General features: G+C 66.9%; 22 protein-coding genes, 2 tRNA genes and 1 riboswitch. Of the genes, 16 read left to right on the forward strand and 8 right to left on the reverse strand.

The genetic code is table 11. The features are described 5' to 3' along the window. The 6 genes from ACXRVZ_RS24780 to ACXRVZ_RS24805 all read left to right on the forward strand — a co-directional run. A partial coding sequence (locus ACXRVZ_RS24780; RefSeq protein WP_458232947.1) for a hypothetical protein occupies window positions 1-461 on the forward strand: 461 nt, incomplete at its 5' end. Window positions 462-519: 58 nt separating this feature from the next. Then, complete coding sequence (gene pgsA / locus ACXRVZ_RS24785; RefSeq protein WP_457427705.1) at window positions 520-1086, forward strand: CDP-diacylglycerol--glycerol-3-phosphate 3-phosphatidyltransferase; 567 nt, start codon at window positions 520-522, stop codon at window positions 1084-1086. A 225-nt stretch (window positions 1087-1311) separates the two neighbouring features. Beyond that, window positions 1312-1584 carry an HU family DNA-binding protein gene (locus ACXRVZ_RS24790; protein ID WP_056201680.1) on the forward strand — a complete coding sequence of 91 codons (273 nt, stop codon included), beginning with the start codon at window positions 1312-1314 and terminating at the stop codon, window positions 1582-1584. 42 nt (window positions 1585-1626) lie between these two features. Beyond that, a tRNA-Val gene (locus ACXRVZ_RS24795) sits at window positions 1627-1702 on the forward strand. A 118-nt stretch (window positions 1703-1820) separates the two neighbouring features. Next, complete coding sequence (locus ACXRVZ_RS24800) at window positions 1821-3734, forward strand: SurA N-terminal domain-containing protein (RefSeq protein ID WP_458232948.1); 1914 nt, start codon at window positions 1821-1823, stop codon at window positions 3732-3734. 28 nt (window positions 3735-3762) lie between these two features. Next, window positions 3763-3838: transfer RNA gene (locus tag ACXRVZ_RS24805), tRNA-His, on the forward strand. Between the two features lie 96 nt (window positions 3839-3934). Here ACXRVZ_RS24805 and ACXRVZ_RS24810 read toward each other — a convergent pair. From ACXRVZ_RS24810 to ACXRVZ_RS24845, 8 genes are all read right to left on the reverse strand, one after another. Beyond that, window positions 3935-5176 (reverse strand): putative Na+/H+ antiporter, encoded by a 1242-nt coding sequence (locus ACXRVZ_RS24810; protein ID WP_457427711.1) that lies wholly within the window; start codon window positions 5174-5176, stop codon window positions 3935-3937. Between the two features lie 95 nt (window positions 5177-5271). Further along, window positions 5272-6825 carry a methyl-accepting chemotaxis protein gene (locus ACXRVZ_RS24815; RefSeq protein WP_457427713.1) on the reverse strand — a complete coding sequence of 518 codons (1554 nt, stop codon included), beginning with the start codon at window positions 6823-6825 and terminating at the stop codon, window positions 5272-5274. A gap of 56 nt (window positions 6826-6881) precedes the next feature. Then, a riboswitch (cyclic di-GMP riboswitch) is annotated at window positions 6882-6977 on the reverse strand. 212 nt (window positions 6978-7189) lie between these two features. Next, window positions 7190-9781, reverse strand: a complete 2592-nt coding sequence (gene acnB / locus ACXRVZ_RS24820) for a bifunctional aconitate hydratase 2/2-methylisocitrate dehydratase (protein ID WP_458232949.1) — start codon at window positions 9779-9781, stop codon at window positions 7190-7192. A gap of 29 nt (window positions 9782-9810) precedes the next feature. Beyond that, window positions 9811-10230 carry a type II toxin-antitoxin system VapC family toxin gene (locus ACXRVZ_RS24825; RefSeq protein WP_457427717.1) on the reverse strand — a complete coding sequence of 140 codons (420 nt, stop codon included), beginning with the start codon at window positions 10228-10230 and terminating at the stop codon, window positions 9811-9813. Then, complete coding sequence (locus ACXRVZ_RS24830; protein WP_457427719.1) at window positions 10227-10472, reverse strand: AbrB/MazE/SpoVT family DNA-binding domain-containing protein; 246 nt, start codon at window positions 10470-10472, stop codon at window positions 10227-10229. Before ACXRVZ_RS24830 ends, ACXRVZ_RS24825 begins: the two co-directional genes overlap by 4 nt. A gap of 347 nt (window positions 10473-10819) precedes the next feature. After that, the gene (locus ACXRVZ_RS24835) at window positions 10820-11407 is read right to left on the reverse strand and encodes a hypothetical protein (RefSeq protein WP_458232950.1); all 588 of its coding nucleotides are present in this window, start codon (window positions 11405-11407) and stop codon (window positions 10820-10822) included. Window positions 11408-11527: 120 nt separating this feature from the next. Continuing rightward, complete coding sequence (locus ACXRVZ_RS24840; RefSeq protein ID WP_458232951.1) at window positions 11528-12529, reverse strand: HpcH/HpaI aldolase/citrate lyase family protein; 1002 nt, start codon at window positions 12527-12529, stop codon at window positions 11528-11530. A 52-nt stretch (window positions 12530-12581) separates the two neighbouring features. After that, on the reverse strand, window positions 12582-13568 hold the full coding sequence (locus ACXRVZ_RS24845; RefSeq protein ID WP_458232952.1) for a malate dehydrogenase: 987 nt from the start codon (window positions 13566-13568) through the stop codon (window positions 12582-12584). Window positions 13569-13662: 94 nt separating this feature from the next. Here ACXRVZ_RS24845 and ACXRVZ_RS24850 point away from each other — a divergent pair, with 94 nt between their 5' ends. From ACXRVZ_RS24850 to ACXRVZ_RS24895, 10 genes are all read left to right on the forward strand, one after another. Beyond that, complete coding sequence (locus tag ACXRVZ_RS24850) at window positions 13663-14391, forward strand: GntR family transcriptional regulator (RefSeq protein WP_457427727.1); 729 nt, start codon at window positions 13663-13665, stop codon at window positions 14389-14391. A gap of 94 nt (window positions 14392-14485) precedes the next feature. Then, the gene (sdhC, locus tag ACXRVZ_RS24855) at window positions 14486-14914 is read left to right on the forward strand and encodes a succinate dehydrogenase, cytochrome b556 subunit (protein ID WP_457427729.1); all 429 of its coding nucleotides are present in this window, start codon (window positions 14486-14488) and stop codon (window positions 14912-14914) included. Window positions 14915-14927: 13 nt separating this feature from the next. Next, on the forward strand, window positions 14928-15287 hold the full coding sequence (gene sdhD, locus ACXRVZ_RS24860) for a succinate dehydrogenase, hydrophobic membrane anchor protein (RefSeq protein WP_457427731.1): 360 nt from the start codon (window positions 14928-14930) through the stop codon (window positions 15285-15287). Next, window positions 15287-17080, forward strand: coding sequence for a succinate dehydrogenase flavoprotein subunit (gene sdhA / locus ACXRVZ_RS24865; RefSeq protein ID WP_458232953.1), 1794 nt, complete (start codon window positions 15287-15289; stop codon window positions 17078-17080). Before sdhD ends, sdhA begins: the two co-directional genes overlap by 1 nt. Window positions 17081-17108: 28 nt before the next feature. Next, entirely contained in the window at window positions 17109-17810 is a 702-nt protein-coding gene (locus ACXRVZ_RS24870; RefSeq protein ID WP_458232954.1) for a succinate dehydrogenase iron-sulfur subunit, read from the forward strand. 2 nt (window positions 17811-17812) lie between these two features. Beyond that, window positions 17813-18085, forward strand: coding sequence for an FAD assembly factor SdhE (locus tag ACXRVZ_RS24875; RefSeq protein ID WP_458232955.1), 273 nt, complete (start codon window positions 17813-17815; stop codon window positions 18083-18085). A 30-nt stretch (window positions 18086-18115) separates the two neighbouring features. Then, on the forward strand, window positions 18116-19426 hold the full coding sequence (gene gltA, locus ACXRVZ_RS24880) for a citrate synthase (protein WP_458232956.1): 1311 nt from the start codon (window positions 18116-18118) through the stop codon (window positions 19424-19426). Between the two features lie 69 nt (window positions 19427-19495). Further along, the gene (locus tag ACXRVZ_RS24885) at window positions 19496-20422 is read left to right on the forward strand and encodes a ribokinase (protein ID WP_458232957.1); all 927 of its coding nucleotides are present in this window, start codon (window positions 19496-19498) and stop codon (window positions 20420-20422) included. A gap of 20 nt (window positions 20423-20442) precedes the next feature. Beyond that, window positions 20443-21756, forward strand: coding sequence for a TRZ/ATZ family hydrolase (locus tag ACXRVZ_RS24890; protein WP_458232958.1), 1314 nt, complete (start codon window positions 20443-20445; stop codon window positions 21754-21756). Between the two features lie 4 nt (window positions 21757-21760). After that, window positions 21761-22090 carry a hypothetical protein gene (locus tag ACXRVZ_RS24895; RefSeq protein WP_457426347.1) on the forward strand — a complete coding sequence of 110 codons (330 nt, stop codon included), beginning with the start codon at window positions 21761-21763 and terminating at the stop codon, window positions 22088-22090. Window positions 22091-22162 lie beyond the last annotated feature (72 nt).

Raw genomic sequence — 22162 nt, forward strand, 5'->3', positions numbered from 1 at the left:
TGCGCCGTGCGCCGGCTCCCGCGCCGGTCGCCGCGCCGGCGCCCGTCGTCGCCCACACGCCGGCGCCCGTGGCCCCATCCGCACCGCAGCCCTCCACCGCCCTGCCCAAGCCCCAGGGCATGCCGGCACCCAAGGCCGTGCGCACCCATGAGGAACTGCGCCGCCAGGCCGCCGAGCGCCTCGTCATGGCCAACCCCGAGCGCAGCTACATGACGCCAGCGCCCTCRCATCTGCTGACGGTCATCGTGCTGGACGTGGAAGTGAAGGCCGACGGCAGCGTGCGCAAGATCAATGTCGTCCGCCCGCCCAGGTTCGGCCCCGAAACGCTGCAGATGGCCATCGACGCCGTGCACCGCGCCGCACCGTTCGGCGACGTGCGCCGCATGCCCGAGCCGTGGCGCTTCACCGAGACCTTCCTCTTCGACGAGGACCGCCGCTTCAAACCGCGCAGTCTGGACTGAGGGTTCGCCACCACAAGCAGGCGGTGGCGATGCCCCAGGGTTGGGCACAATCAAAGCCATGTTCCTGACCGTCCCGACTCTGCTGACCTGGGCCCGCATCGTGGCCATCCCGCTGATCGTCGGGGTGTTCTACCTGGACATGACGCCCGCCCACCAGAACCTGCTCGCGACGGTGATGTTCGTCGTCGTCGCGCTGACCGACTGGCTGGACGGCTATCTGGCCCGCAAGCTCAACCAGACTTCGTCCTTCGGTGCCTTCCTCGATCCGGTGGCCGACAAGCTGATGGTCTGCTCCGCGCTGCTGGTGCTGCTCAAGCTGCAGCGCGTGGATGCCTTCGTCGCCCTGGTCATCATCGGTCGCGAGATCACCATCTCCGCGTTGCGCGAGTGGATGGCCCAGATCGGCGCGGCCCGCAGCGTCGCCGTGCACATGGTCGGCAAGCTCAAGACCACCGCGCAGATGGTGGCCATCCCCTTCCTGCTGTACGACGGTCCTCTTTTTGGCGTCATCTCCACCCATCTATGGGGGACCTGGCTCATCTATGCGGCCGTGGTGCTGACCATCTGGTCGATGGTCTATTACATGCGCAAGGCCGTGCCGGAAATCCGCGCTAAAGCGCGTTGAAGCGCGCTGACCAGACACCCCTCAAACGAGTTGTATCGGGACTTTTCCCGCCCCTCGCGGCGTCTGGCGCGCGTCTAGAATCCGCTTCCCCGCGCGAGCCCGGGCCGTCGATTTGGCGGCCTCCCATGGCTCCCGGCAGTACGCGGGCAAGCATTCGCATAGCAGCTCTGCATCTCGGTCATGGGTGCATGGCCCAACCGCTGAATCGTCAATCTGGGGGCACGAGTGAACAAGTCCGAATTGATCGAGCACATCGCCAAGCAGGCCGACATCTCCAAGGCCGCCGCTGGCCGTGCGCTCGAGGCCGTCATCGGCGGTGTCAAGACGACGCTGAAGAAGAACGGCACCGTCTCGCTGGTGGGCTTCGGCACCTTCAGCATCACCAAGCGCGCCGCGCGCGCCGGCCGCAACCCGCGCACCGGCGATACGATCAAGATCAAATCGGCCAAGGTGCCCAAGTTCAAACCCGGCAAGGCGCTCAAGGACGCCGTGAACTGAACTGATAATTCAGTCGGTCCCAGGTTTCTCCCGGTTTTTCCCGGGCGCTTAGCTCAGTTGGTAGAGCACCTCCCTTACACGGAGATTGTCGGCGGTTCGAGCCCGTCAGCGCCCACCATAGAATGCGACTCCCCTCGAAGGCGAACCTCGGTTCGCCTTTGTTGCGTCATGACTTGCGTTTGATGCGCGCCCACTTGGTCGCGCAAGGCCGCACACGATCCCTCAAGGCTTTCGAGATGTTTGAATTCGTCCGCGCTCATACGCGCCTGTTCCAGTTCATCCTGCTGCTGCTGATCCTGCCGTCCTTCGCCTTCGTCGGCATGCAGGGCTACACCAGCATGATGGGTGGCGCCAACGCCGGCGTGGCCAGCGTCGATGGCCGCAAGATCACCCAGGCCGAGTGGGACGTCGCCCTGCGCGAGCAGGCCGACCGGATCCGCCGCCAGAACCCCAGCGTCGACGCCAAGCTGCTCGACACGCCCGAGATCAAGCGGCAAGCCCTCGACGGCCTCGTCAGCGAGCGCACGCTGCAGGCTGCCGCCAATCACCAGCACTTCACACCCGGCGCCGACGCCGTCAACGCGCGCTTCTGGAACGACCCGCAGTTCGCCTTCCTGCGCAACCCCGACGGCACGGTCAACAAGGCCATCCTCGCTGCCCAGGGCATGACGCCGTCCGGCTTCCTTGAGCGCCTGCGCCAGGACTACGCGCTGCGCCAGGTCACCGCGCCCGTCGAGACCTCCACGGTTGTCGGTACCGCCAACGCCAAGCTCGCCTTTGACTCACTGCTGCAGCAGCGCGAAGTGCAAGTGCAGCGCTTCGACATCAAGGACTTCGCCGCCAAGCTCAACCCGAGCGACGCCGAGCTCGAGGCCTTCTACAAGGACCCGGCCAACGCCGCCGGCTTCCAGCTGCCCGAATCGGCCCAGATCCAGTACCTCGTGCTGGACCTGGAGGCGCTGAAGAAGGATGTCAGCTTCACCGAGGAAGACCTGCGCAAGTACTACGACGAGAACGCCTCGCGCTACGGCGTGCCGGAAGAGCGTCGCGCCAGCCACATCCTCATCAAGGCCGAGCGCAGCGCGCCCGCCGACGAGCGCGCCAAGGCCAAGGCCAAGGCCGAGGAATTGCTGGCCCAGGTGCGCAAGAACCCCGCGTCCTTCGCCGAAGTCGCCAAGAAGAACTCGCAGGACGAGGGCTCGGCGGTCAACGGCGGCGACCTCGACTTCTTTGGCCGTGGCGCCATGGTCAAGGAGTTCGACGCCGMCGTCTACGCGATGAAGCAGGGCGAGATCAGCAACCTCGTCGAGACCGACTTCGGCTTCCACATCATCCAGTTCACCGGCACCCGTGGCGGCGAGAAGAAGCCCTTTGACGCCGTGCGCGCCGAGGTCGAGTCCGAAGTGCGCAAGCAGCTCGCCCAGCGCCGCTATTCCGAGGCCGCCGATCAGTTCGGCAATCTCGTCTACGAACAGTCCGACAGCCTGCAGGCCGCCGCCGACAAGCTCAAGCTGACTATCCAGACCGCCACGGTCGCTCGCCAGCCGCAGCCGGGTGCCCTCGGCCCGCTGGCCTCGCCCAAGCTGCTGGACGCCGTCTTCGGCGCCGACGCGCTGCGCAACAAGCGCAACACCGAGGCTGTCGAGACCGGCCCCAGCCAGCTCGTCTCGGCCCGCGTCACGCAGCACAACCCGACCCGCGTGCCGCCGCTGGCCGACGTGAAGGACAAGGTGCGCAGCCTGCTCGTCAACAAGCTCGCTACCGCAGATGCCAAGAAGGCTGGCGAGGCCCGCCTGGCCGCGCTGAAGGCCAACGGTGCCGACACCGCCGGCCTGGAGGCCGCCGTCACCGTCTCGCGCGCCAAGCCGCTGAACCTCACGCGCGCCCAGCTCGAAGCCGTGCTCGGCGCCGACGCGGCCAAGCTGCCGGCGGCCGTCGGCGTTGCGGCGGAAGACGGCAGCTATGTCGTCGTGCGCATCAACCAGCTGCAGCCGCGCGACCCCGCCGTCATCGACGACAAGCGCGCCACCCAGCAATACGCCAGCGCCTGGGCCCGCGCCGAAAGCCAGGCCTATCTGGCTGCGCTCAAGTCCCAGTACAAGGCCGTCATCAAGGTCGCCGCTCCGGCGTCGGCTGCCAGCGCACCCTGATTTTTGCGCTATACTGCGTGGCTCTGCGGTGGTTGTAGCTCAGTTGGTAGAGTCCAGGATTGTGATTCCTGTTGTCGTGGGTTCGAGCCCCATCAGCCACCCCAAAAAATCTCGATGAGAATCGAAAGAAACGGACGCCTCGGCGTCCGTTTTCTTTTGTGCGCTGCGCCCCAGCATGGGCGCACTCTTGCGGGGCCTGGCTACAGCAGGAACAAGGCCGCCGCCACCGCCGTCGGCAGCAGGGCGCCGAGCAGCAGGCCGCCCGCGCCGATGGATTCGTCCTCGAAACCGCGCTTGAGCAGGGCCACGCCGGCCGGGTTGGGTGCGTTGGCGATGACGGTCAGGCCGCCGCCCGCCACGGCGCCGGCAACCAGCATGTACTTGGCCGGGTCTGACATGCCCTCGATCAGCGAACCCAGATAGGTCAGCGCCGCGTTGTCGGTAATGGCGGTCAGCCCCAGCGCGCCAAAGAACAGCGCCGTGGGCTGCAGGCTGGACACGATGGGTTGCAGCCACCATTGCTGCATGCCGCCCAGCACCACCAGGCCGGCCAGGAAGAAGCCCACCAGCAGCGCCTCCTTCAGGATCAGCGGCGTCTGGTGCTTTTCGTAGGCCTGCGCAAAGCCGAGAAAGAGCAGGAACAGCCCCAGGAAGATGACCGGATGGTGGGCGAACACCACCACGCCGGCCAGGAAGGCCAGGTGGATGGCCATGACGAGCGCAGGCACGGGCGGCGGCGCCTCGCCGGCCGCGTCGGGCGCCTCGTCGCGCAGATGCTTGCGCAGCAGCACGGTGATGGCCGTGGCATTGATGAGCACCGCGATGGCCGCCTTCCAGCCGAAGGTGGCGGCCATGAAGGCGCTGCTCCACTGCCAGGTGGCCGCCACCATCAGCACCGGCGGCGCGGCGAAGGAGGTCAGCGTGCCGCCGATGGAGATGTTGACGAAGAGCGCGCCCAATGCGAGGTACTTGATCCGTTCCGGGATACCGATGTGGAAGACGCGCGGGGCCAGCATCAGAGCGGCCAGCGTCATCGCGGCAGGCTCGGTGATCAGCGAGCCGATCAGCGGCACGATGGCCATGCACAGCCAGGTCTGCGCCGTGACGCCCCGCATGGGCATCAGTCTGGCGAGGGCCGCCACCAGCGCCTTGATCGCCTCAAGCACCGGCCGGGAGCCGGCCACGACCATGATGACGAAGACGAACAGTGGCTCGACGTACTGGCGGGTCTCGGCGTACTCGACGGCCTGAGCGCCGCCCTGCACGACCGCCATCACGGCGACCAGCACGACGGCCCAGAAGCCGAACACCACCTCGACCTCGCCGAGCAGGTGGAACAGGCCGGCATGGCGAGGATGGCGGTGGGCCAGGTGCTCGAAGAACTTGGTGGCGAAGGTGTGCACCAGGGCCAGGGCGAACAGGACGGCGGCGACGATTTCCATGCGAGGCTTCTAGCGGCAATGTGGCAGCGCCGCAGTGTCGCCAAGAAATCAGCGGCCAGGCGAAAGCCGGCCGCCATCACCGCCCAGACCCTCGATCAGGCCTCCAGGCGGAAGCTGGCGACGGCGCGGGTCAGCTGCTCGGCCTGCAGACGCAGGCTCTCGGCGGCGGCCGTGCTTTCCTCGGCCAGCGAGGCGTTGCGCTGGGTCATGTCGTCGAGCTGGCCCATGGACTGGTGGATCTCGACGATGCCTTGGTCCTGCTCGCGCGAGCTCTGGCTGATCTGGCCGACCATGGCCGACACGCGTTGCACCTGGGTGACGATCTCGCCCATGACGGCGCCGGTGCCGCGCACCAGTTCGCTGCTGTCCTGCACCTGCTCGACCGAGCCCTGCACCAGGCCCTTGATTTCGCGGGCCGCCTCGGCGCAGCGCTGGGCCAGCGTGCGCACTTCGCCCGCCACGACCGCGAAGCCGCGCCCCTGTTCGCCAGCACGCGCCGCTTCGACGGCGGCGTTCAGCGCCAGGATATTGGTCTGGAAGGCGATGCCGTCAATGGTGCCGATGATGTCGGCGATGCGCTTGCTGGAGGCTTCCAGCCGGCTGATCTGGCTGACCGCACGCTCGACCAGTTCGCCGCCGCGCTCGGCCACCGCACGGGCGCGGCCCGCCAACTGGTTGGCCTCCTGGGCATGCTCTGCGCCGGTCTTCACGTTGCCGCTGATCTGCTCGACGCTGGCGGTTGTCTGCTGCAGTGACGAGGCCTGCTCCTCGGTGCGGGCGCTGAGGTCCTGGTTGCCCTGGGCGATTTGCTGGCTGGCCGTGGCCACCGAGGCCACGCCTTCGCGCACCTCGGTGACGATGCCGCGCAGGCCTTGCTGCATCGCGCCCAGCGCGGTCAGCATGTCGGCGGCTTCGTCGCGGCCCCGAGCCGTGACGGGTTCGCTCAGATCACCGGCGGCCATGCGCCGGGCGTCGCGCACGGCGCGGCGCAGCGGGGCGACGATGGAATGGGTGAGGCTCCAGCACAGCAGGGAGCCCAGGGCCAGCAGCGCGGCGCCGCCGGCCAGCACCATCAGGCGCGCACGCTGGAAGAGCGAGTCGGCCTCGTCGGCCGACTTGCCGATGCGGGCGATCTCGCGCGCCTTGATCTCGTCGACTTGCTTGGTGTACGCGAGCTGCGACTCGCGCAAGCTGCGCTCCAGCAGGTCGGTGGCCTCGTGCATTTCGCCGGCCCTGATGTGCAGCAGGAAGGCGCCCAGGTCGTTCTCGAAGGCGTCGCCCAGCTTCTGGGCCTGGGCCAGCAGGCGGCGGCCCTCCTCGGAGCGCACGCTGGGCGTGATCTCGGCCCACAGCTGCCGGTTGTCCTCGCGCGCCTTGGCAATGGAGGCCAGCCAGCCGGTCTGCTTCTGCAGGTCGTCGTAGAGCAGGATGTTGCGGGTCTGCCGCGCGATCTTGTTGATGTTGTCGGCGACGGCGACGAGGCGCTCGACCTTGGGCAGGCGGTCGTCGCGGATGAAGCGCAACTGGTCGGCCAACTCGTGCAGGCCTCCCAGGGCGAGGGCGCAGAGCGTGCCCATGGCGAGCAGCAACACGAAGAAGCTGGTGGCCAGGCGGGGGCCGATCTTGAAGCGGGTCAGCAGTTGGATCATGGTGGGCAACGGGTTGTTGCCCAGGGCGCACGGGCCTGCCCTTGTGGGGCGGACGTTCTGGCGGCTCCGCTGCCGTGAGCGGCGCTGGCGCGCTGCTGTTAGGCCGGTGGCTTTGCGTATCCGGCTTTCGCGCGGACTTGCCCTGGACAGAAGAAGGTGGTGGCTTGACCCGGCCGCTGGCGGACGGGATGACACGAATTCTTACGTATGCGTAACAACTTGTATAGACAAGAAGTCGCCTCTTGGAGCGCCACCCCAAGGCGCCGATGACGGGGCCGTGCGGAGTTCACGGCGGGTGCCAGGGCTTGCCGGCCGACCATGAAAAAGGCCCGCCAGTGGCGGGCCTCGGTAGGGCGGGGAAGGATCAGGCCGCGACGGCCTTGGCCGTGTCGGCGTACTCCTCGATCTGGTCGAAGTTCAGGTACTTGTAGATGGCCGCGCCGTCCTTGTTCACGACGCCCATGGCCTCGTGGTACTCCTGCACCGTCGGGATGTGGCCCAGCTTGGAGGCGATGGCCGCCAGCTCGGCCGAGGCCAGGAACACGTTGGTGTTCTTGCCCAGGCGGTTGGGGAAGTTGCGGGTGGACGTGGACACGACGGTCGCGCCCTCGCGCACCTGCGCCTGGTTGCCCATGCACAGGCTGCAGCCCGGCATTTCGGTGCGCGCGCCGGCCGTGCCGAAGGCGGCGTAGTGGCCTTCCTTGATCAGCTCGCTCTGGTCCATCTTGGTGGGCGGGGCCACCCACAGCTTGACCGGGATGTCGCGCTGGCCGCCCAGCAGCTTGGCGGCGGCGCGGAAGTGGCCGATGTTGGTCATGCACGAGCCGATGAATGCCTCGTCGATCTTGGTGCCGGCGACTTCGGACAGGAATTTGGCGTCGTCCGGGTCGTTGGGGCAGCAGAGGATGGGTTCCTTGATGTCGGCCAGGTCGATCTCGATGACGTGGGCGTACTCGGCGTCCTTGTCGGCTTCCAGCAGTTCGGGGTTGGCCAGCCAGGCCTCGACCTTCTCGATGCGGCGTTGCAGCGTCTTCGCGTCGGCATAGCCGTCGGCGATCATGTTCTTCATCAGCACGACGTTGCTGGTGAGGTACTCCTTGATCGGCGCCGGGTTCAGCTTGATCGTGCAGCCCGCGGCCGAGCGCTCGGCCGAGGCGTCGCTCAGCTCAAAGGCTTGCTCGACCTTCAGGTCAGGCAGGCCTTCGATTTCCAGGATGCGGCCCGAGAAAGCGTTCTTCTTGCCGGCCTTGGCAACGGTCAGCAGACCGGCCTTGATGCCGTACAGCGGGATGGCATGCACGAGGTCGCGCAGTGTCACGCCCGGCTGCATCTCGCCCTTGAAGCGCACGAGCACCGACTCGGGCATGTCCAGCGGCATCACGCCGGTGGCAGCGCCGAAGGCGACGAGGCCGGAGCCTGCGGGGAAGCTGATGCCGATGGGGAAGCGGGTGTGCGAGTCGCCGCCGGTGCCGACCGTGTCGGGCAGCAGCAGGCGGTTCAGCCAGCTGTGGATGACGCCGTCACCCKGGCGCAGCGACACGCCGCCGCGGTTGCTGATGAAGGCAGGCAGCTCGCGGTGGGTCTTCACGTCCACGGGCTTGGGATAGGCGGCCGTGTGGCAGAAGGACTGCATGACCAGGTCGGCCGAGAAGCCCAGGCAGGCCAGGTCCTTCAGCTCGTCGCGGGTCATCGGGCCGGTCGTGTCTTGCGAGCCGACCGTCGTCATCTTGGGCTCGCAGTAGGTGCCCGGGCGCACGCCCTGGCCTTCCGGCAGGCCGACCGCGCGGCCGACCATCTTCTGCGCCAGCGTGAAGCCGGCCTTGGTTGCCACGGGCGGCGAGGGCAGGCGGAACAGCGTGCTGGCAGCCAGGCCCAGGAACTCGCGCGCCTTGGCGGTCAGCGAGCGGCCGATGATGAGGTTGATGCGGCCGCCGGCGCGCACTTCGTCGAACAGCACGTCGCTCTTGAGCTTGAAGGTGGCGACCGTCTCGCCGTTCTTCACCAGCTTGCCTTCATAGGGCAGCACGTCGATGACGTCGCCCATTTCCAGCTTGGACACGTCCACTTCGATGGGCAGCGAGCCGGAGTCTTCCTGTGTGTTGAAGAAGATCGGCGCGATCTTGCCGCCCAGCGTGACGCCGCCGAAGCGCTTGTTCGGCACGAAAGGGATGTCCTGGCCCGTGGCCCAGATGACCGAGTTGGTGGCGGACTTGCGGCTGGAGCCGGTGCCGACGACGTCGCCGACGTAGGCGACCAGGTGGCCCTTCTTCTTCAGGTCCTCGACGAACTGCATCGGGCCGCGCTTGCCGTCTTCCTCGGGGGTGAAGGCTGCGTCGGCGCGTGTGTTCTTCAGCATGGCCAGGTAGTGCAGCGGGATGTCCGGGCGACTCCAGGCGTCGGGGGCGGGCGACAGGTCGTCGGTGTTGGTCTCGCCGGGCACCTTGAAGACGGTGACGGTGATCTTGGTGTCGACCTCGGGGCGCGACGTGAACCACTCGGCGTTGGCCCAGCTCTGCATCACGTCCTTGGCGTACGCGTTGTCGGCCTTGGCCTTGGCGGCGACGTCGTTGAAGAAGTCGAACATCAACAGCGTCTTCTTCAGGCCCTCCGCGGCCACGCCGGCAACTTCGGCGTCGTCCAGCAGCTCGATCAGCGGATGCACGTTGTAGCCACCCACCATGGTCCCGAGCAGCTCCGTGGCCTTGGCCTTTGAAATGAGGCCCACGGTGATGTCGCCGTGCGCGACCGCAGCCAGGAACGAGGCCTTGACCTTGGCCGCGTCGTCCACGCCCGGGGGCACGCGATGGGTCAGCAGGTCCAGCAGGAAGGCGTCTTCACCAGCGGGCGGGGCCTTGATCAGCTCGATCAGCTCGGCGACCTGCTTGGCTTCCAGGGCAAGGGGCGGGATACCGAGGGCGGCGCGTTCAGCGGCGTGTTGGCGGTAGGCGGTGAGCATGGGGGGTCTCCAGTTAAGTCAGGCAGAAATCAGGCGCCAGGCACGATGACCTTGAGGCCCTTGAAATAGTCGCGAAAGAAACCTTGGTCGCGGGTGATGAGCGCCTGGCACTGCAACAGGGCATGGGCGCCGATGAGGAAGTCGGGAACGGTGCGCGGGCCGGCCGCAGCCTCGCCGGCGGCTCTGCGGCGCTCTTTGTAGCGGCGCTGCATTTCGCCGGCGCGAACGGCAGCGCGGGACTCGATGGGGGAATAGACGATGCCGACACCTTCGAGAGCGTCCAGCAGTTCGGCGCCGAAACCCAGGCCCGATACAACTTCGCTCAGCACGACGTCGCAAGCAACAACCGGGCCGCGCGACAGGGCCTGGCGCAGGCAATCTTCTGCGGCCTCGGCGCCGGTATCGCCGCCCAGCAGGTCGACGAGAACGGAAGAGTCGATGGCGATCACAGGTCGACCGGATCGCCTGGCGCGCGACCGCGCAGTTCGCGCATGACGTCGTCGGTCGTCGTGCCCTCGGGCAGCTTGAAGCGCCCGCGCAGCTTGGCGAGCGCGTCGTCGACGTTCTTGCGCAGGATGATGCGCCCGCCGTCCAGCTCGACCTTGAGCGTGGTGCCCTTGGTCAGGCCGAGGGCGTCTCGGACGGCTTTGGGCAGGGTGATCTGCCCGCGTTCGGCAACGGTGGCTTCCATGGCGGCCTCCAGCGGCTGAGCGCCACGGGGCCGCAGCGACTCAGGTATGCATCAGAAAGTATGTATTCATTCTACATACCTGTGCCTGGATGTTTCAACCTGGATTCGGCGGTTGGGCGCGCCCGAGGGGCTGGCGAGGCGGGTCACTGGCAAGGCGAGAGTGCGCGGCGGGCTCTCTGCCCGCAAGCGCGAGCAACGCAGCCAGAGGCCCGAAGCGACAGACCAGCGGGCGTGCAGCGCTGCTCACGAAGTGGTGAAGCCCGCAAAGTAGCCAAGATGTTGATGCACGGAGACTTTCGATGAGTAGCGAGCGGTCAACTGCCGGATCTAGGTTCAGGCCGGCTGGCTCATTTGYCGGCCGTGGGCGTGATGCCCAGGCTGCTGCGCGCTGCGGCGGCGGCTTCGGCCTCGGGGTCGTTGATCCTGGCGGCCTTGGCGGCTTCCATCAGCTTGGTCTGCTCGGGGTGGACGCAGTCGTCCAGCAGGCGCTGGCCGATCTTGGTGTCCAGCAGCATGGACTTGTTGGCGATCTGGATCATCAGCGTGCGGCCGGTCACGTCCTCCAGGCGCAGCGCGCCGGTGGACGACAGCACGGGCTTCATCGTGATGAACAGCTTCTTCCAGGCGACGTTGATGTAGCCGGCCACCTTGGGGTGCTTGTCGATACGCACGGTCTCCTTGAACTCGCAGGCGTAGTCGCCGAGGTAGGCGCGCTCGGCGGCGGCGAGTTGGGCTTCGTCGGCATCCGTCAGCACGGGCTCGGGCGGCGGGGGCGGCGTCTTCTTGGCGGGCGCGGCCTTAGCCACCGGCTTGGCGGCGGGCTTGGCTGCAACGGGCTTGGTGGCTGCCTTGGTGGGCGGCGTCTGTGCCAGAACGGGAAGGGCGGCGCAGAGGATCAGGGCAGCGGCGCTGCGGCGGAGCGGGGGAAACTGCATCGGAAGTGGGGGTGAGAGAAGAATGAAATGAGGCGCCGAATCATGGCCTTGAACAGGCCGCGCCGCAGTGAGCAGATGTAGGCATTGTCCGGCGCGAAAAATCGCACACGGCACCGTGATTTACCCGATGGCTACTGGGAAAAACGCCTGCTGCGCCTCGGCGGGCAACACGCGGCCGGTGCGTTCGGCGCGCTCCAGCACGGTCCAGAAATAGCGGTAGCTGGCGCGGTCGTGCAGCCGGTCACGGAAGGAGGTCGGTGCCCAGTGCGCGGCGTGCGCGGCCAGCAGCAGCTCGGCGGCTTCGTCGATCTCGTCGGCGGCCGGCGCGAAGGCTTCGACGATGGGGCGGATCTGGTCGGGGTGGATGCTCCACATGCGCGTGTAGCCAAACTCGCGTGCTGCGCAGCGCGCGGCGGCGGACAGGCGTTCGGCATCGCGGAACTCGGTGACGACGCAGTGCGAAGGCGTCTTGCCGAAGGCGTGTGCGGCGGCGGCGATCTCCAGCTTGGCGCGCACGACCAGCGGATGCTCGAACTGCCCCGGCAGCTCCATCGCCGTCTTGGGGATGGCGCCGCCATGCGCGGAGACGAAGTCCATCAGGCCGAAGGACAGAGATTCGATACGTGGGTGGGCGGCGATGCGGAAGACCTCGCGCAGCGCACCGTGGGTCTCGATGAGCACCTGCAGCGGCAGCTTCGGCTGGCCGTGGCGATCGCAGGCGGCGTCGATGGCAGCAGCGGCGCGCTCCACGTCGTCGGCGCTGTCGGGCTTGGGGAGCATCAGATAGGCCAGGCGCTGGCCGGCCTTGGCGATCAGCGTGTCGACATCGGCCGCGAAGGCGGCGTGGCCAAAAGGATGGACGCGCGCGCCGACACGGCCGAAGCGGTTGGCGGCGCTCGTGGCCAGCTCGGCGATCAGCAGCGCGTGCTCGGCCTCGCCGCCGAYCGGGGCGCCRTCYTCGSMGTCSAGCGTGAYGTCGAASACSGGGCCSARYTCGGCCTGCAGSGCSAGGCTCTTGCGCATGCGCGCCTCGACGCCGCAGTAGTGATCGACGACAGGCAGCACGTCGCGCGGCGCTTCATGCCCGAACAGGGCCTGGCGAGGGTGGAGAAGGGCGTTCATCAAAGAAAAAAGGGCCGGCGATGCCGACCCTTTTGCAGTGGGCTTGGCCCGATTACAGCAGGTGCTTCACGCCGTCCTGCTCGTCCGTCAGTTCCTTCAGCGTCTTGTTGATGCACTCCTGCGAGAAGGCGTCGATCTCGATGCCCTGGACGATCTTGTACTCGCCGCCTTCGGTGGTGACGGGGTAGCCGAACATGACTTCCTTGGGGATGCCGTATTCGCCGCCCGACGGAATGCCCATCGTCACCCACTTGCCGTTGCTGCCCAGGGCCCAGTCGCGCATGTGGTCGATGGCGGCGTTGGCGGCCGAGGCGGCCGACGACAGGCCGCGAGCGGCAATGATGGCCGCGCCGCGCTTGCCGACGGTAGGCAGGAAGACCTCACGGTTCCACTGCTCGTCGTTGATCAATTCCTTCACCGACTGGYCGTCGATGGTGGCGTTGCGATAGTCGGCGTACATCGTCGGCGAGTGGTTGCCCCACACGGCCAGCTTTTCGATGGAGGCGACGGCCTTGCCGGTCTTGGCGGCCAGTTGGCTGGCAGCGCGGTTGTGGTCCAGGCGCAGCATGGCGGTGAAGTTCTTGGCCGGCAGGTCCGGGGCCGACTTCATTGCGATGTAGGCATTGGTGTTGGCGGGGTTGCCCACCACCAGCACCTTGACGTTGCGCGAGGCCACGGCGTTGAGGGCCTTGCCCTGCGTCGTGAAGATGGCGCCGTTGATGGACAGCAGCTCGGCGCGTTCCATGCCGGGGCCGCGCGGGCGCGAGCCAACCAGCAGTGCGTAGTCGGTGTCCTTGAAGGCGGTCAGCGGGTCGCTGTGCGCTTCGATGCCGGCCAGAAGCGGGAAGGCGCAGTCTTCGAGTTCCATGATGACGCCCTTCAGGGCGTTCTGAGCCTTCTCGTCGGGAATCTCCAGCAGTTGCAGGATGACGGGTTGGTCCTTGCCCAGCATTTCGCCCGAGGCGATGCGAAACAGCAGGGCATAGCCAATCTGGCCGGCGGCGCCGGTGACGGCGACGCGAACGGGTTTCTTGCTCATGAAAGTCTCCGAAGGGGCAGTTGAAAAAGCGGGCTAGGGCGTGCTGCCCTGAACCCGACAAGTGTAGGGGCAGACCCTGTGCTGCAATGCGCCAATGCCCGCCGCCAAGCCCAGGTCTCCCGCGCCGCTCTACGAACAGATCCGCCAGTTGATCGTCGCGGCGCTGGCTGCCGGCGAGTGGCGGCCCGGCGACGCGCTGCCGAGCGAGGCGGCGCTGGCCGAGCGCTTCGGCGCCAGTGCCGGCACGGTGCGGCGGGCGCTGGACGAGCTGACGGCCGCGCACATCGTCGAGCGCCGCCAGGGCAGCGGCACCTTTGTGTCCACGCATGCCGCGCCGCGCCAGCAGTTCCGCTTCCTGCGCCTGGTGGCGGACGACGAGGCGCGCGGCTTCACGCGCGAGTTGCTGGGCTGCCGCCGCGTGCGCGCCTCGGCCGATGTCGCCCGGGCGCTTGGCCTGCGCACGTCCGAGCCCGTCATTGAAGTCCGCCGGCTGTTGCATCGGCGTGACCGACCCGTCGTGCTTGATGAACTCTGGCTTCCCGAGCGGCATTTCGAAGGCCTGAACGCAGAAGTGATAGCAGCCCACCCCGGCACGCTGTATGCGCTCTTTGAGTCGAGTTTCGGCGTGCACATGGTGAGGGCCGAGGAGAAGCTGCGCGCCGTCGCCGCGACGCCGCAAGCGGCGGCGCTCCTGCATGTTCCCCTGGGAGAGCCGCTGCTCAGCGTCGAGCGCCTGGCCTATACCTACGGCGACCGGCCGGTCGAATTGAGGCGCGGGCTCTACCACACCAGCGTCGATCACTACCGCAATGAGTTGAACTGAAACTGACGATGGCGCAGTGCAGCATGAAGGCGGTTCGGGTGAACGCTTGGCCCTAGAATTGTTTGGTTTCACCTCGATTACGCAGGGCCGACCCATGACGGACAGTGCAAAGCCAAGACCCGTATACCGAAATATTCACGTCACCCAGATCCTGTCCTACCGCCTGCCTCCCGCCGGCATCGTCTCGATCCTGCATCGCATCAGCGGCCTGCTGATGTTCCTGCTACTGCCGTTCGTGATGTGGATGCTGGATGCAAGCCTGACGTCGGAGATCTCGTACGACGGCTTCACCAACGTTTTCGCGGCCGGCGTCGTCGGCCTGCCGGGCTGGTTCGTCAAGCTCGTCGCGCTGGGCCTGCTGTGGGCCTATCTGCTGCACTTCATCGCCGGCGTGCGCCATCTGTGGATGGATGCGACGCACAGCGTCAGCAAGGCCCAGGGCCACAACTCGGCGCTGGTGACCCTGGTCCTGAGCACGGCGCTGACGTTGCTGCTCGGCGCCAAGCTGTTCGGCCTGTACTGACAAGGACAACAACATGAGTACTTTCGGCTCCAAGCGCATCGTCGTTGGCGCGCACTACGGCCTGCGTGACTGGCTTGCCCAGCGCGTCACCGCCGTGCTGATGGCCTTGTTCACCGTTGCGGTGCTGGCCCGCTTCCTGATGCCCGGCGAACTGGGCTACGACCATTGGGCAGGCGTTTTCGCGCCGCAGTGGATGAAGCTCCTGACCTTCGTGGCCATCGTCGCGCTGGCCTATCACGCCTGGGTGGGCGTGCGGGACATCTGGATGGACTATGTGCAGCCGGTCGGCATCCGACTGACCCTGCAGGTGATTTCTATCGTGTGGTTGCTCGGCTGTGCCGGTTGGGCCATCCAGGTGCTGTGGAGACTCTGATGACGACGGCAAAGATTTCGACCCGCAAGTTCGACGTGGTCATCGTCGGAGCCGGCGGCTCCGGCATGCGCGCCTCGCTGCAGCTGGCGCTGGCCGGGCTGAACGTGGCCGTGCTGTCCAAGGTCTTCCCGACCCGCTCGCACACCGTCGCCGCCCAGGGCGGCATCGGCGCGTCCCTGGGCAACATGTCCGAGGACAACTGGCACTACCACTTCTTCGACACCGTCAAGGGCTCGGACTGGTTGGGCGACCAGGACGCCATCGAGTTCATGTGCCGCGAGGCACCCAAGGTCGTCTACGAGCTTGAGCACTTCGGCATGCCGTTCGACCGCAACGCCGACGGCACCATCTACCAGCGCCCGTTCGGCGGCCATACCGCAAACTATGGCGAAAAGCCCGTGCAGCGCGCCTGCGCTGCGGCCGACCGCACCGGCCACGCAATGCTGCACACGCTGTATCAGCAGAACGTCAAGGCGCGCACCAACTTCTTCGTCGAGTGGATGGCACTGGACCTGATCCGCGACGCCGAGGGCGACGTGGTCGGCGTGACCGCGCTGGAGATGGAGACCGGCGAGGTCCACATCCTCCAAGGCAAGACCGTGCTGCTGGCCACCGGCGGCGCCGGGCGCATCTTTGCAGCCAGCACCAATGCCTTCATCAACACCGGCGACGGCCTGGGCATGGCGGCGCGCGCCGGCATTCCGCTGGAAGACATGGAGTTCTGGCAGTTCCACCCCACGGGCGTGCACAACGCCGGCGTGCTGCTGACCGAAGGCTGCCGTGGCGAAGGCGCCATCCTGCGCAACGCCAACGGCGAGCGCTTCATGGAGCGCTACGCGCCGACGCTGAAGGACCTGGCGCCGCGCGACTTCGTCTCGCGCTGCATGGACCAGGAGATCAAGGAAGGCCGAGGCTGTGGTCCGAACAAAGACTACATCAACCTCGACATGACCCACCTGGGTGGCGAGACGATTGCCAAGCGCCTGCCCTCGGTGCTGGAGATCGGCCACAACTTCGCCAACGTCGACATCACGAAGGAACCCATCCCCGTCGTGCCGACCATCCACTACCAGATGGGTGGCATCCCCACCAACATCCATGGCCAGGTGGTGGTGCCCAAGGACGGCAAGCCCAACGAGATCGTCAAGGGCTTGTACGCGGTGGGCGAATGCGCCTGCGTCAGCGTGCACGGTGCCAACCGCCTGGGCACCAACTCGCTGCTGGACCTGCTGGTGTTCGGCCGCGCGGCCGGCAACCACCTGGTGGCAGCGGACCTGGGCAAGCAGTCGTACAAGGCGCTGCCCGCCGACGCGGCCGACCGTTCGCTGGCCCGCCTGGCGCGCCTGGACGGCAGCACTGATGGCGAGTACGCCCAGGACGTGGCCAACGACCTGCGCGCCGCCATGCAGCAGCACGCGGGCGTGTTCCGCACGCAGGCCATGCTCAACGAGGGCGTGACGCAGATTGCCGCGATTGCCGAGCGGGTCAAGAACATCACGCTCAAGGACAAGTCCAAGGTCTTCAACACGGCGCGCATCGAGGCGCTGGAAGTGGAGAACCTGATCGAGGCGGCCAAGGCCACCATCGTCTCGGCCGCCGCCCGCACCGAGAGCCGTGGCGCCCACACCGTGAACGACTACGGCGACACACCGGCCCACCCCARCGGCCGCAACGACGAGCAGTGGATGAAGCACACGCTGTGGTACTCCGAGGGCAACCGGCTGGACTACAAGCCGGTCAATCTCAAGCCGCTGACTGTCGACTCCATCCCCCCGAAGGTCCGCACCTTCTGACGGCTAGCCGCCGAGGACACCCAAGATCATGAAGCGCACCTTCCAGATTTACCGCTACGACCCGGACAAGGACGCCAAGCCCTACATGCAGACCCTCGAGGTCGAGCTGGATGGCTCCGAGCGTATGTTGCTGGATGCCTTGAACAAGCTGAAGGCTGTTGACCCCAGCCTGTCCTTCCGCCGTTCCTGCCGCGAAGGCGTCTGCGGTTCGGACGCGATGAACATCAACGGCAAGAACGGCCTGGCCTGCCTGACGAATATGCGCACGCTGCCGGGCACCATCGTGCTCAAGCCGCTGCCGGGCCTGCCCGTCGTGCGCGACCTGATCGTCGACATGACGCAGTTCTTCAAGCAGTACCACTCGATCAAGCCCTACCTCGTCAACGACAACATCCCGCCCGAGACCGAGCGGCTGCAGTCGCCCGAGGAGCGCGACGAGCTCAATGGCCTGTACGAGTGCATCCTGTGCGCGAGCTGCTCGACGAGCTGCCCGAGCTTCTGGTGGAACCCCGACAAGTTCGTTGGCCCGGCAGGTCTCTTGCAGGCCTACCGCTTCATCGCCGACAGCCGCGATGAAGCCACCGCCGAACGCCTGGACAACCTCGAAGACCCGTACCGCCTGTTCCGCTGCCACACCATCATGAACTGCGTGGACGTCTGCCCCAAAGGGCTCAACCCCACGAAGGCCATCGGCAAGATCAAGGAATTGATGGTCCGCCGCGCGGTCTGACGATGGTTGAAGCAGTAGAGGCCCTGATTGATGAGCGTGCGCTGTCCAAGCTGCGCTGGCGCTGCCGTCGGGGCCTGCTCGAGAACGACATCCTCATCGAGCGCTTCTTCAACCGTCATCCCGATGGCATCAGCGTGACGCTGGCCGACGGCCTGACCGCCTTGATGGACCTGGCCGACAACGACCTTCTCGACCTGTTACTGCGCCGCAAGGAACCCAGTGGTGAAATCGACACTGCTGCGGTGCACAAAGTTCTTGCCGAACTGCGCACCTGAACTGATTTTCAATACTCAAAGGACTGCACCATGACCCCGTCCGACGTGAAAGCCACCCTGTCGTTCTCCGACGGCAGCCCCTCGATGGACTTGCCCCTGTACAAGGGCAGCATCGGCCCGGATGTCATCGACATCCGCAAGCTCTACGCGCAGACCGGCAAGTTCACCTACGACCCGGGCTTCCTGTCGACGGCGTCGTGCAACTCCACCATCACCTACATCGACGGTGACAAGGGCGAGCTGCTGTACCGCGGCTACCCCATCGAGCAACTCGCGGTGAACTGCGACTACCTCGAGACCTGCTACCTGCTGCTCTACGGAGAGCTGCCGAACGCGGCCGAGAAGGCCAACTTCGAAGACCGTGTGATGCACCACACCATGGTCAACGAGCAGATGCAGTTCTTCCTGCGCGGCTTCCGCCGTGACGCCCACCCGATGGCCGTCATGACCGRCCTGGTGGGTGCGATGTCGTCGTTCTATCACGACAGCACGGACATCAATAACCCCGAGCACCGCGAGATCTCGGCGATCCGTCTGATCGCCAAGATGCCGACGCTCGTGGCTATGGCCTACAAGTACACSRTCGGCCAGCCSTACATCTAYCCGMAGAACRACCTCASSTACGCCGGCAACTTCATGCGMATGATGTTYGCCACGCCSTGYGARGACTACRKSCCSAACCCSGTGCTGGTGCGCGCGATGGACCGCATCTTCAYSCTGCAYGCCGACCACGAGCAGAACGCGTCGACGTCCACCGTGCGCCTGTGCGGCTCGTCGGGCACCAACCCGTTCGCGGCCATCGCAGCCGGCGTGGCCTGCCTGTGGGGCCCCGCCCACGGCGGCGCCAACGAGGCCTGCCTGAACATGCTGGGCGACATCCAGAAGCAGGGCGGCGTCGCCCGCATCGGCGAGTTCGTCAACAAGGTCAAGGACAAGAACTCCGGCGTCAAGCTGATGGGCTTCGGTCACCGTGTCTACAAGAACTACGACCCGCGCGCCAAGCTGATGCGCGAGACCTGCCACGAGGTGCTGAGCGAGCTGGGCCTGGAAAACGACCCGCTGTTCGAACTGGCCATGAAGCTGGAAAAGATTGCGCTGGAAGACGAGTACTTCGTCGCCCGCAAGCTCTACCCGAACGTCGACTTCTACTCGGGCATCGTGCAGCGCGCCATCGGCATCCCGGTGCCGCTGTTCACGGCCATCTTCGCGCTGGCCCGCACGGTGGGCTGGATCGCCCAGCTCAATGAGATGATCGGCGACCCCGAGTACAAGATCGGCCGCCCGCGCCAGCTCTTCGTCGGCGCCACGCCGCGCGAAGTCAAGCCCATCGCCCAGCGCTGATCGGCTCTAGCTTCACGCGAACCCCTCGGTCCTCCGAGGGGTTCTTTCGTTTGGAGACCCCCAAATTCCATGGCCACTGCACCTGAGATCCTCGTCCTCGGCAGCGTCAACCGCGACCTCATCGTGCATGCGCCGCGCCTGCCGCTGCCGGGTGAGACCTTGCGTGGCCAGCGGTTTGGTTCCTGCCTGGGCGGCAAGGGTGCCAATCAGGCGGTGGCTGCGTCGCGACTGGGCGCGCACGTCGCCTTGGCGGCGCGTGTGGGCCTGTTGGAGAACGGCGCGGCCATGGTGGAGCAGCTGAAAGGCGAGGGCGTCGACACGCGCGCCATCGCCCAGCCGGCCGACGAGGTGCCGGGTGTTGCCCTCATCGTCGTCGGCGCCGAGGATGCCGAGAACCAGATCGTCACCGTCGCCGGCTCCAACGGCACGCTGCCGCTGGCGCAGGTCGAGGCCCTGGACTTGACGGGCCTGCGCTGGCTCATCGCCCAGCAGGAACTGCCACTGCCAAGCATCGCCCGCGCCTTCGAGCGTGCCCGCGCGGCCGGCGTGAGGACGCTGCTGAACGCGGCCCCTTACCGCCCCGGCTGCGAGTCCCTATTGCCCCTCGTCGACGTGCTGGTCGTCAACGCGCTCGAAGCCCAGGCCTTGGTCACGACTTTGGGCGGTGCGGCGGCCGAGCCGGAAGTGCTAGCCCAGGCGCTGCGTGCCAAGGGACCGGCCTCGGTGCTGGTGTCGCTGGGCGCGGATGGCCTGTGCTGGGTCGACGATCAAGGTACCCGCCGTGTGCCGRCCCGGCGCGTGAAGGCGGTCGACACCGTCGGTGCCGGCGATACCCTCGTCGGAGCGCTTGTCACCGCGCTGGCCGAGGGCCAACTCATCGAGAAGGCACTTGCCTTTGCCCAGGCCGCTGCGGCCCTGGCTGTCTCGCGCCCCGGCGTGCAGGACGCGATGCCGCGCCGCGACGAAGTCGAGCAACTGCTCGCACAGAACAACTGAAATCCCACAAGGAGAACACGATGTCCCAGACCCTGCTGCTGCCCCGTTGGCTGCTGACCATGAAGCCAGGCGAGCCCGTGCTCGACAACCATGCGCTGCTGATCGACGGCGAGCGTATTGCCGCCGTCGGCCCGCGTGCGGACCTGCTGGCCCAGTACCCGCAAGCCGAGCGTGTCGAGCTGCCCGAGCAGATCCTCATCCCCGGCCTCATCAACGGCCATGCGCACTCGGCCATGACGCTGCTGCGCGGTGTGGCCGACGACGTGCCGCTGATGGACTGGTTGCAGAACCACATCTGGCCGCTGGAGAAGAAGTGGGTCAGCGAAGAGTGGACCTATCTGGGCTCCAAGCTCGCGGCCGCCGAAGGCCTGCGCAGCGGCACGACCTATATCAACGACATGTACTTCTTCCCGACCGCGATGGCCCGCGCCGCCGTGGACTCGGGCGTGCGTGCCGCCGTGTCGATGAACGTCATCGACTTCCCCACTGGCTATGCCTCGGGCCCGGACGACTACATCGCCAAGGGCATCGCCGCCTACGAGCAGTACAAGGGCGAGAAGCTGCTCGACTGGACCAGCGCGCCGCACGCGCCCTACACGGTGTCGGACGAGACCTTCATCAAGCTGCGCGACCTGGCCGAGAAGCTGGACATCCAGATGCACTGCCACATCCACGAGACTGCGGGCGAGGTCGAGGACGGCATCAAGGCGCATGGCGTGCGGCCGATCGAGCGGCTGGACAAGCTGGGCCTGTTCAGCGAGCGCATGATCGCCGTGCACATGGTCCATCTCAACGAGGCCGAGATCGAGCTGATGGCGAAGAAGGGCGTGCACCTGGTGCACAACCCCAACTCCAACCTGAAGCTGGCCTCGGGCGTCATGCCACTCAAGGCACTGGAAGCGGCTGGCGTCAACACCATCCTCGGCACCGACGGCGCCGCCTCCAACAACCGCCTGGACATGTTCGGCGAGATCCGCTCGGCCGCGCTGCTGGCCAAGGGCATCACCGGCGACCCGACGGTGGCTTCCGCGCGCACGGCGCTGGAGATGGCCACCATCCGCGCCGCCAAGGCCATGGGCCGGGCTCACGACCTGGGCTCGCTGGAGATCGGCAAGCTGGCCGATTGCGTCGCCGTGTCGCTGGACAGCATCGAGTGCCAGCCGGTCTACAACGCCGCCGCCCAGCTCGTCTACGTGGCGGGCCGTGAGCAGGTCAGCAACGTGTGGGTGGGCGGCCGGCAGGTGCTCAAGGAGCGCCAGCCGACCACCATCGACGTGCCGGCGTTGCTGAGCGAGGTGCGGGACGTCGTCGGTCGCATGCAGGCTCAGGTCTGATGCCATGAACTTGCCGTGGAGCCAGCACGGTCACTTCAGCCTCGCATGGCGAGGCGAAGTGTTGGTACTGCGCCTGGAGGGCACCTGGAACGAGGTCGCCGCCGAGAAGCTACAGGAGGAGGGTGGCCGCCTGGCACGTGAGCATGCCGGCCGGCCCTGGGGCCTGCTCAGCGACACCGCCGCCTGGGAAGGCGCGACGCCCGAGGCGCTGGACGGCATCTGGGCCTTCTTCGAGGATGCCCTGGCTCACGGCTCGTCGCCGCGGCCACGGTCATTCCCGACAGCTTTCAGGCCCTCATCATCCAGCCCATGGCAGCCCGCGCCGCGGCGATGACCAACTTCCACGGCTGCGCCAGCGTTGCCGAGGCCGAAGCCTGGCTGCAGGGGCGCGGGCTGAGCCTCGAGT

Source organism: Roseateles sp. P5_E8, from assembly GCF_054177665.1.

Bases quoted from the DNA above. Each gene is read 5' to 3' on its own strand.
- pgsA (WP_457427705.1), top strand. From the start codon at position 520: ATGTTCCTGACCGTCCCGACTCTGCTGACCTGGGCCCGCATCGTGGCC.
- ACXRVZ_RS24810 (WP_457427711.1), bottom strand. From the start codon at position 5,176: ATGGAAATCGTCGCCGCCGTCCTGTTCGCCCTGGCCCTGGTGCACACC.
- ACXRVZ_RS24815 (WP_457427713.1), bottom strand. From the start codon at position 6,825: ATGATCCAACTGCTGACCCGCTTCAAGATCGGCCCCCGCCTGGCCACC.
- ACXRVZ_RS24830 (WP_457427719.1), bottom strand. From the start codon at position 10,472: ATGGAAGCCACCGTTGCCGAACGCGGGCAGATCACCCTGCCCAAAGCC.
- ACXRVZ_RS24850 (WP_457427727.1), top strand. From the start codon at position 13,663: ATGCCCGCCGCCAAGCCCAGGTCTCCCGCGCCGCTCTACGAACAGATC.
- sdhC (WP_457427729.1), top strand. From the start codon at position 14,486: ATGACGGACAGTGCAAAGCCAAGACCCGTATACCGAAATATTCACGTC.
- sdhD (WP_457427731.1), top strand. From the start codon at position 14,928: ATGAGTACTTTCGGCTCCAAGCGCATCGTCGTTGGCGCGCACTACGGC.
- ACXRVZ_RS24870 (WP_458232954.1), top strand. From the start codon at position 17,109: ATGAAGCGCACCTTCCAGATTTACCGCTACGACCCGGACAAGGACGCC.
- ACXRVZ_RS24875 (WP_458232955.1), top strand. From the start codon at position 17,813: ATGGTTGAAGCAGTAGAGGCCCTGATTGATGAGCGTGCGCTGTCCAAG.
- ACXRVZ_RS24890 (WP_458232958.1), top strand. From the start codon at position 20,443: ATGTCCCAGACCCTGCTGCTGCCCCGTTGGCTGCTGACCATGAAGCCA.
- ACXRVZ_RS24895 (WP_457426347.1), top strand. From the start codon at position 21,761: ATGAACTTGCCGTGGAGCCAGCACGGTCACTTCAGCCTCGCATGGCGA.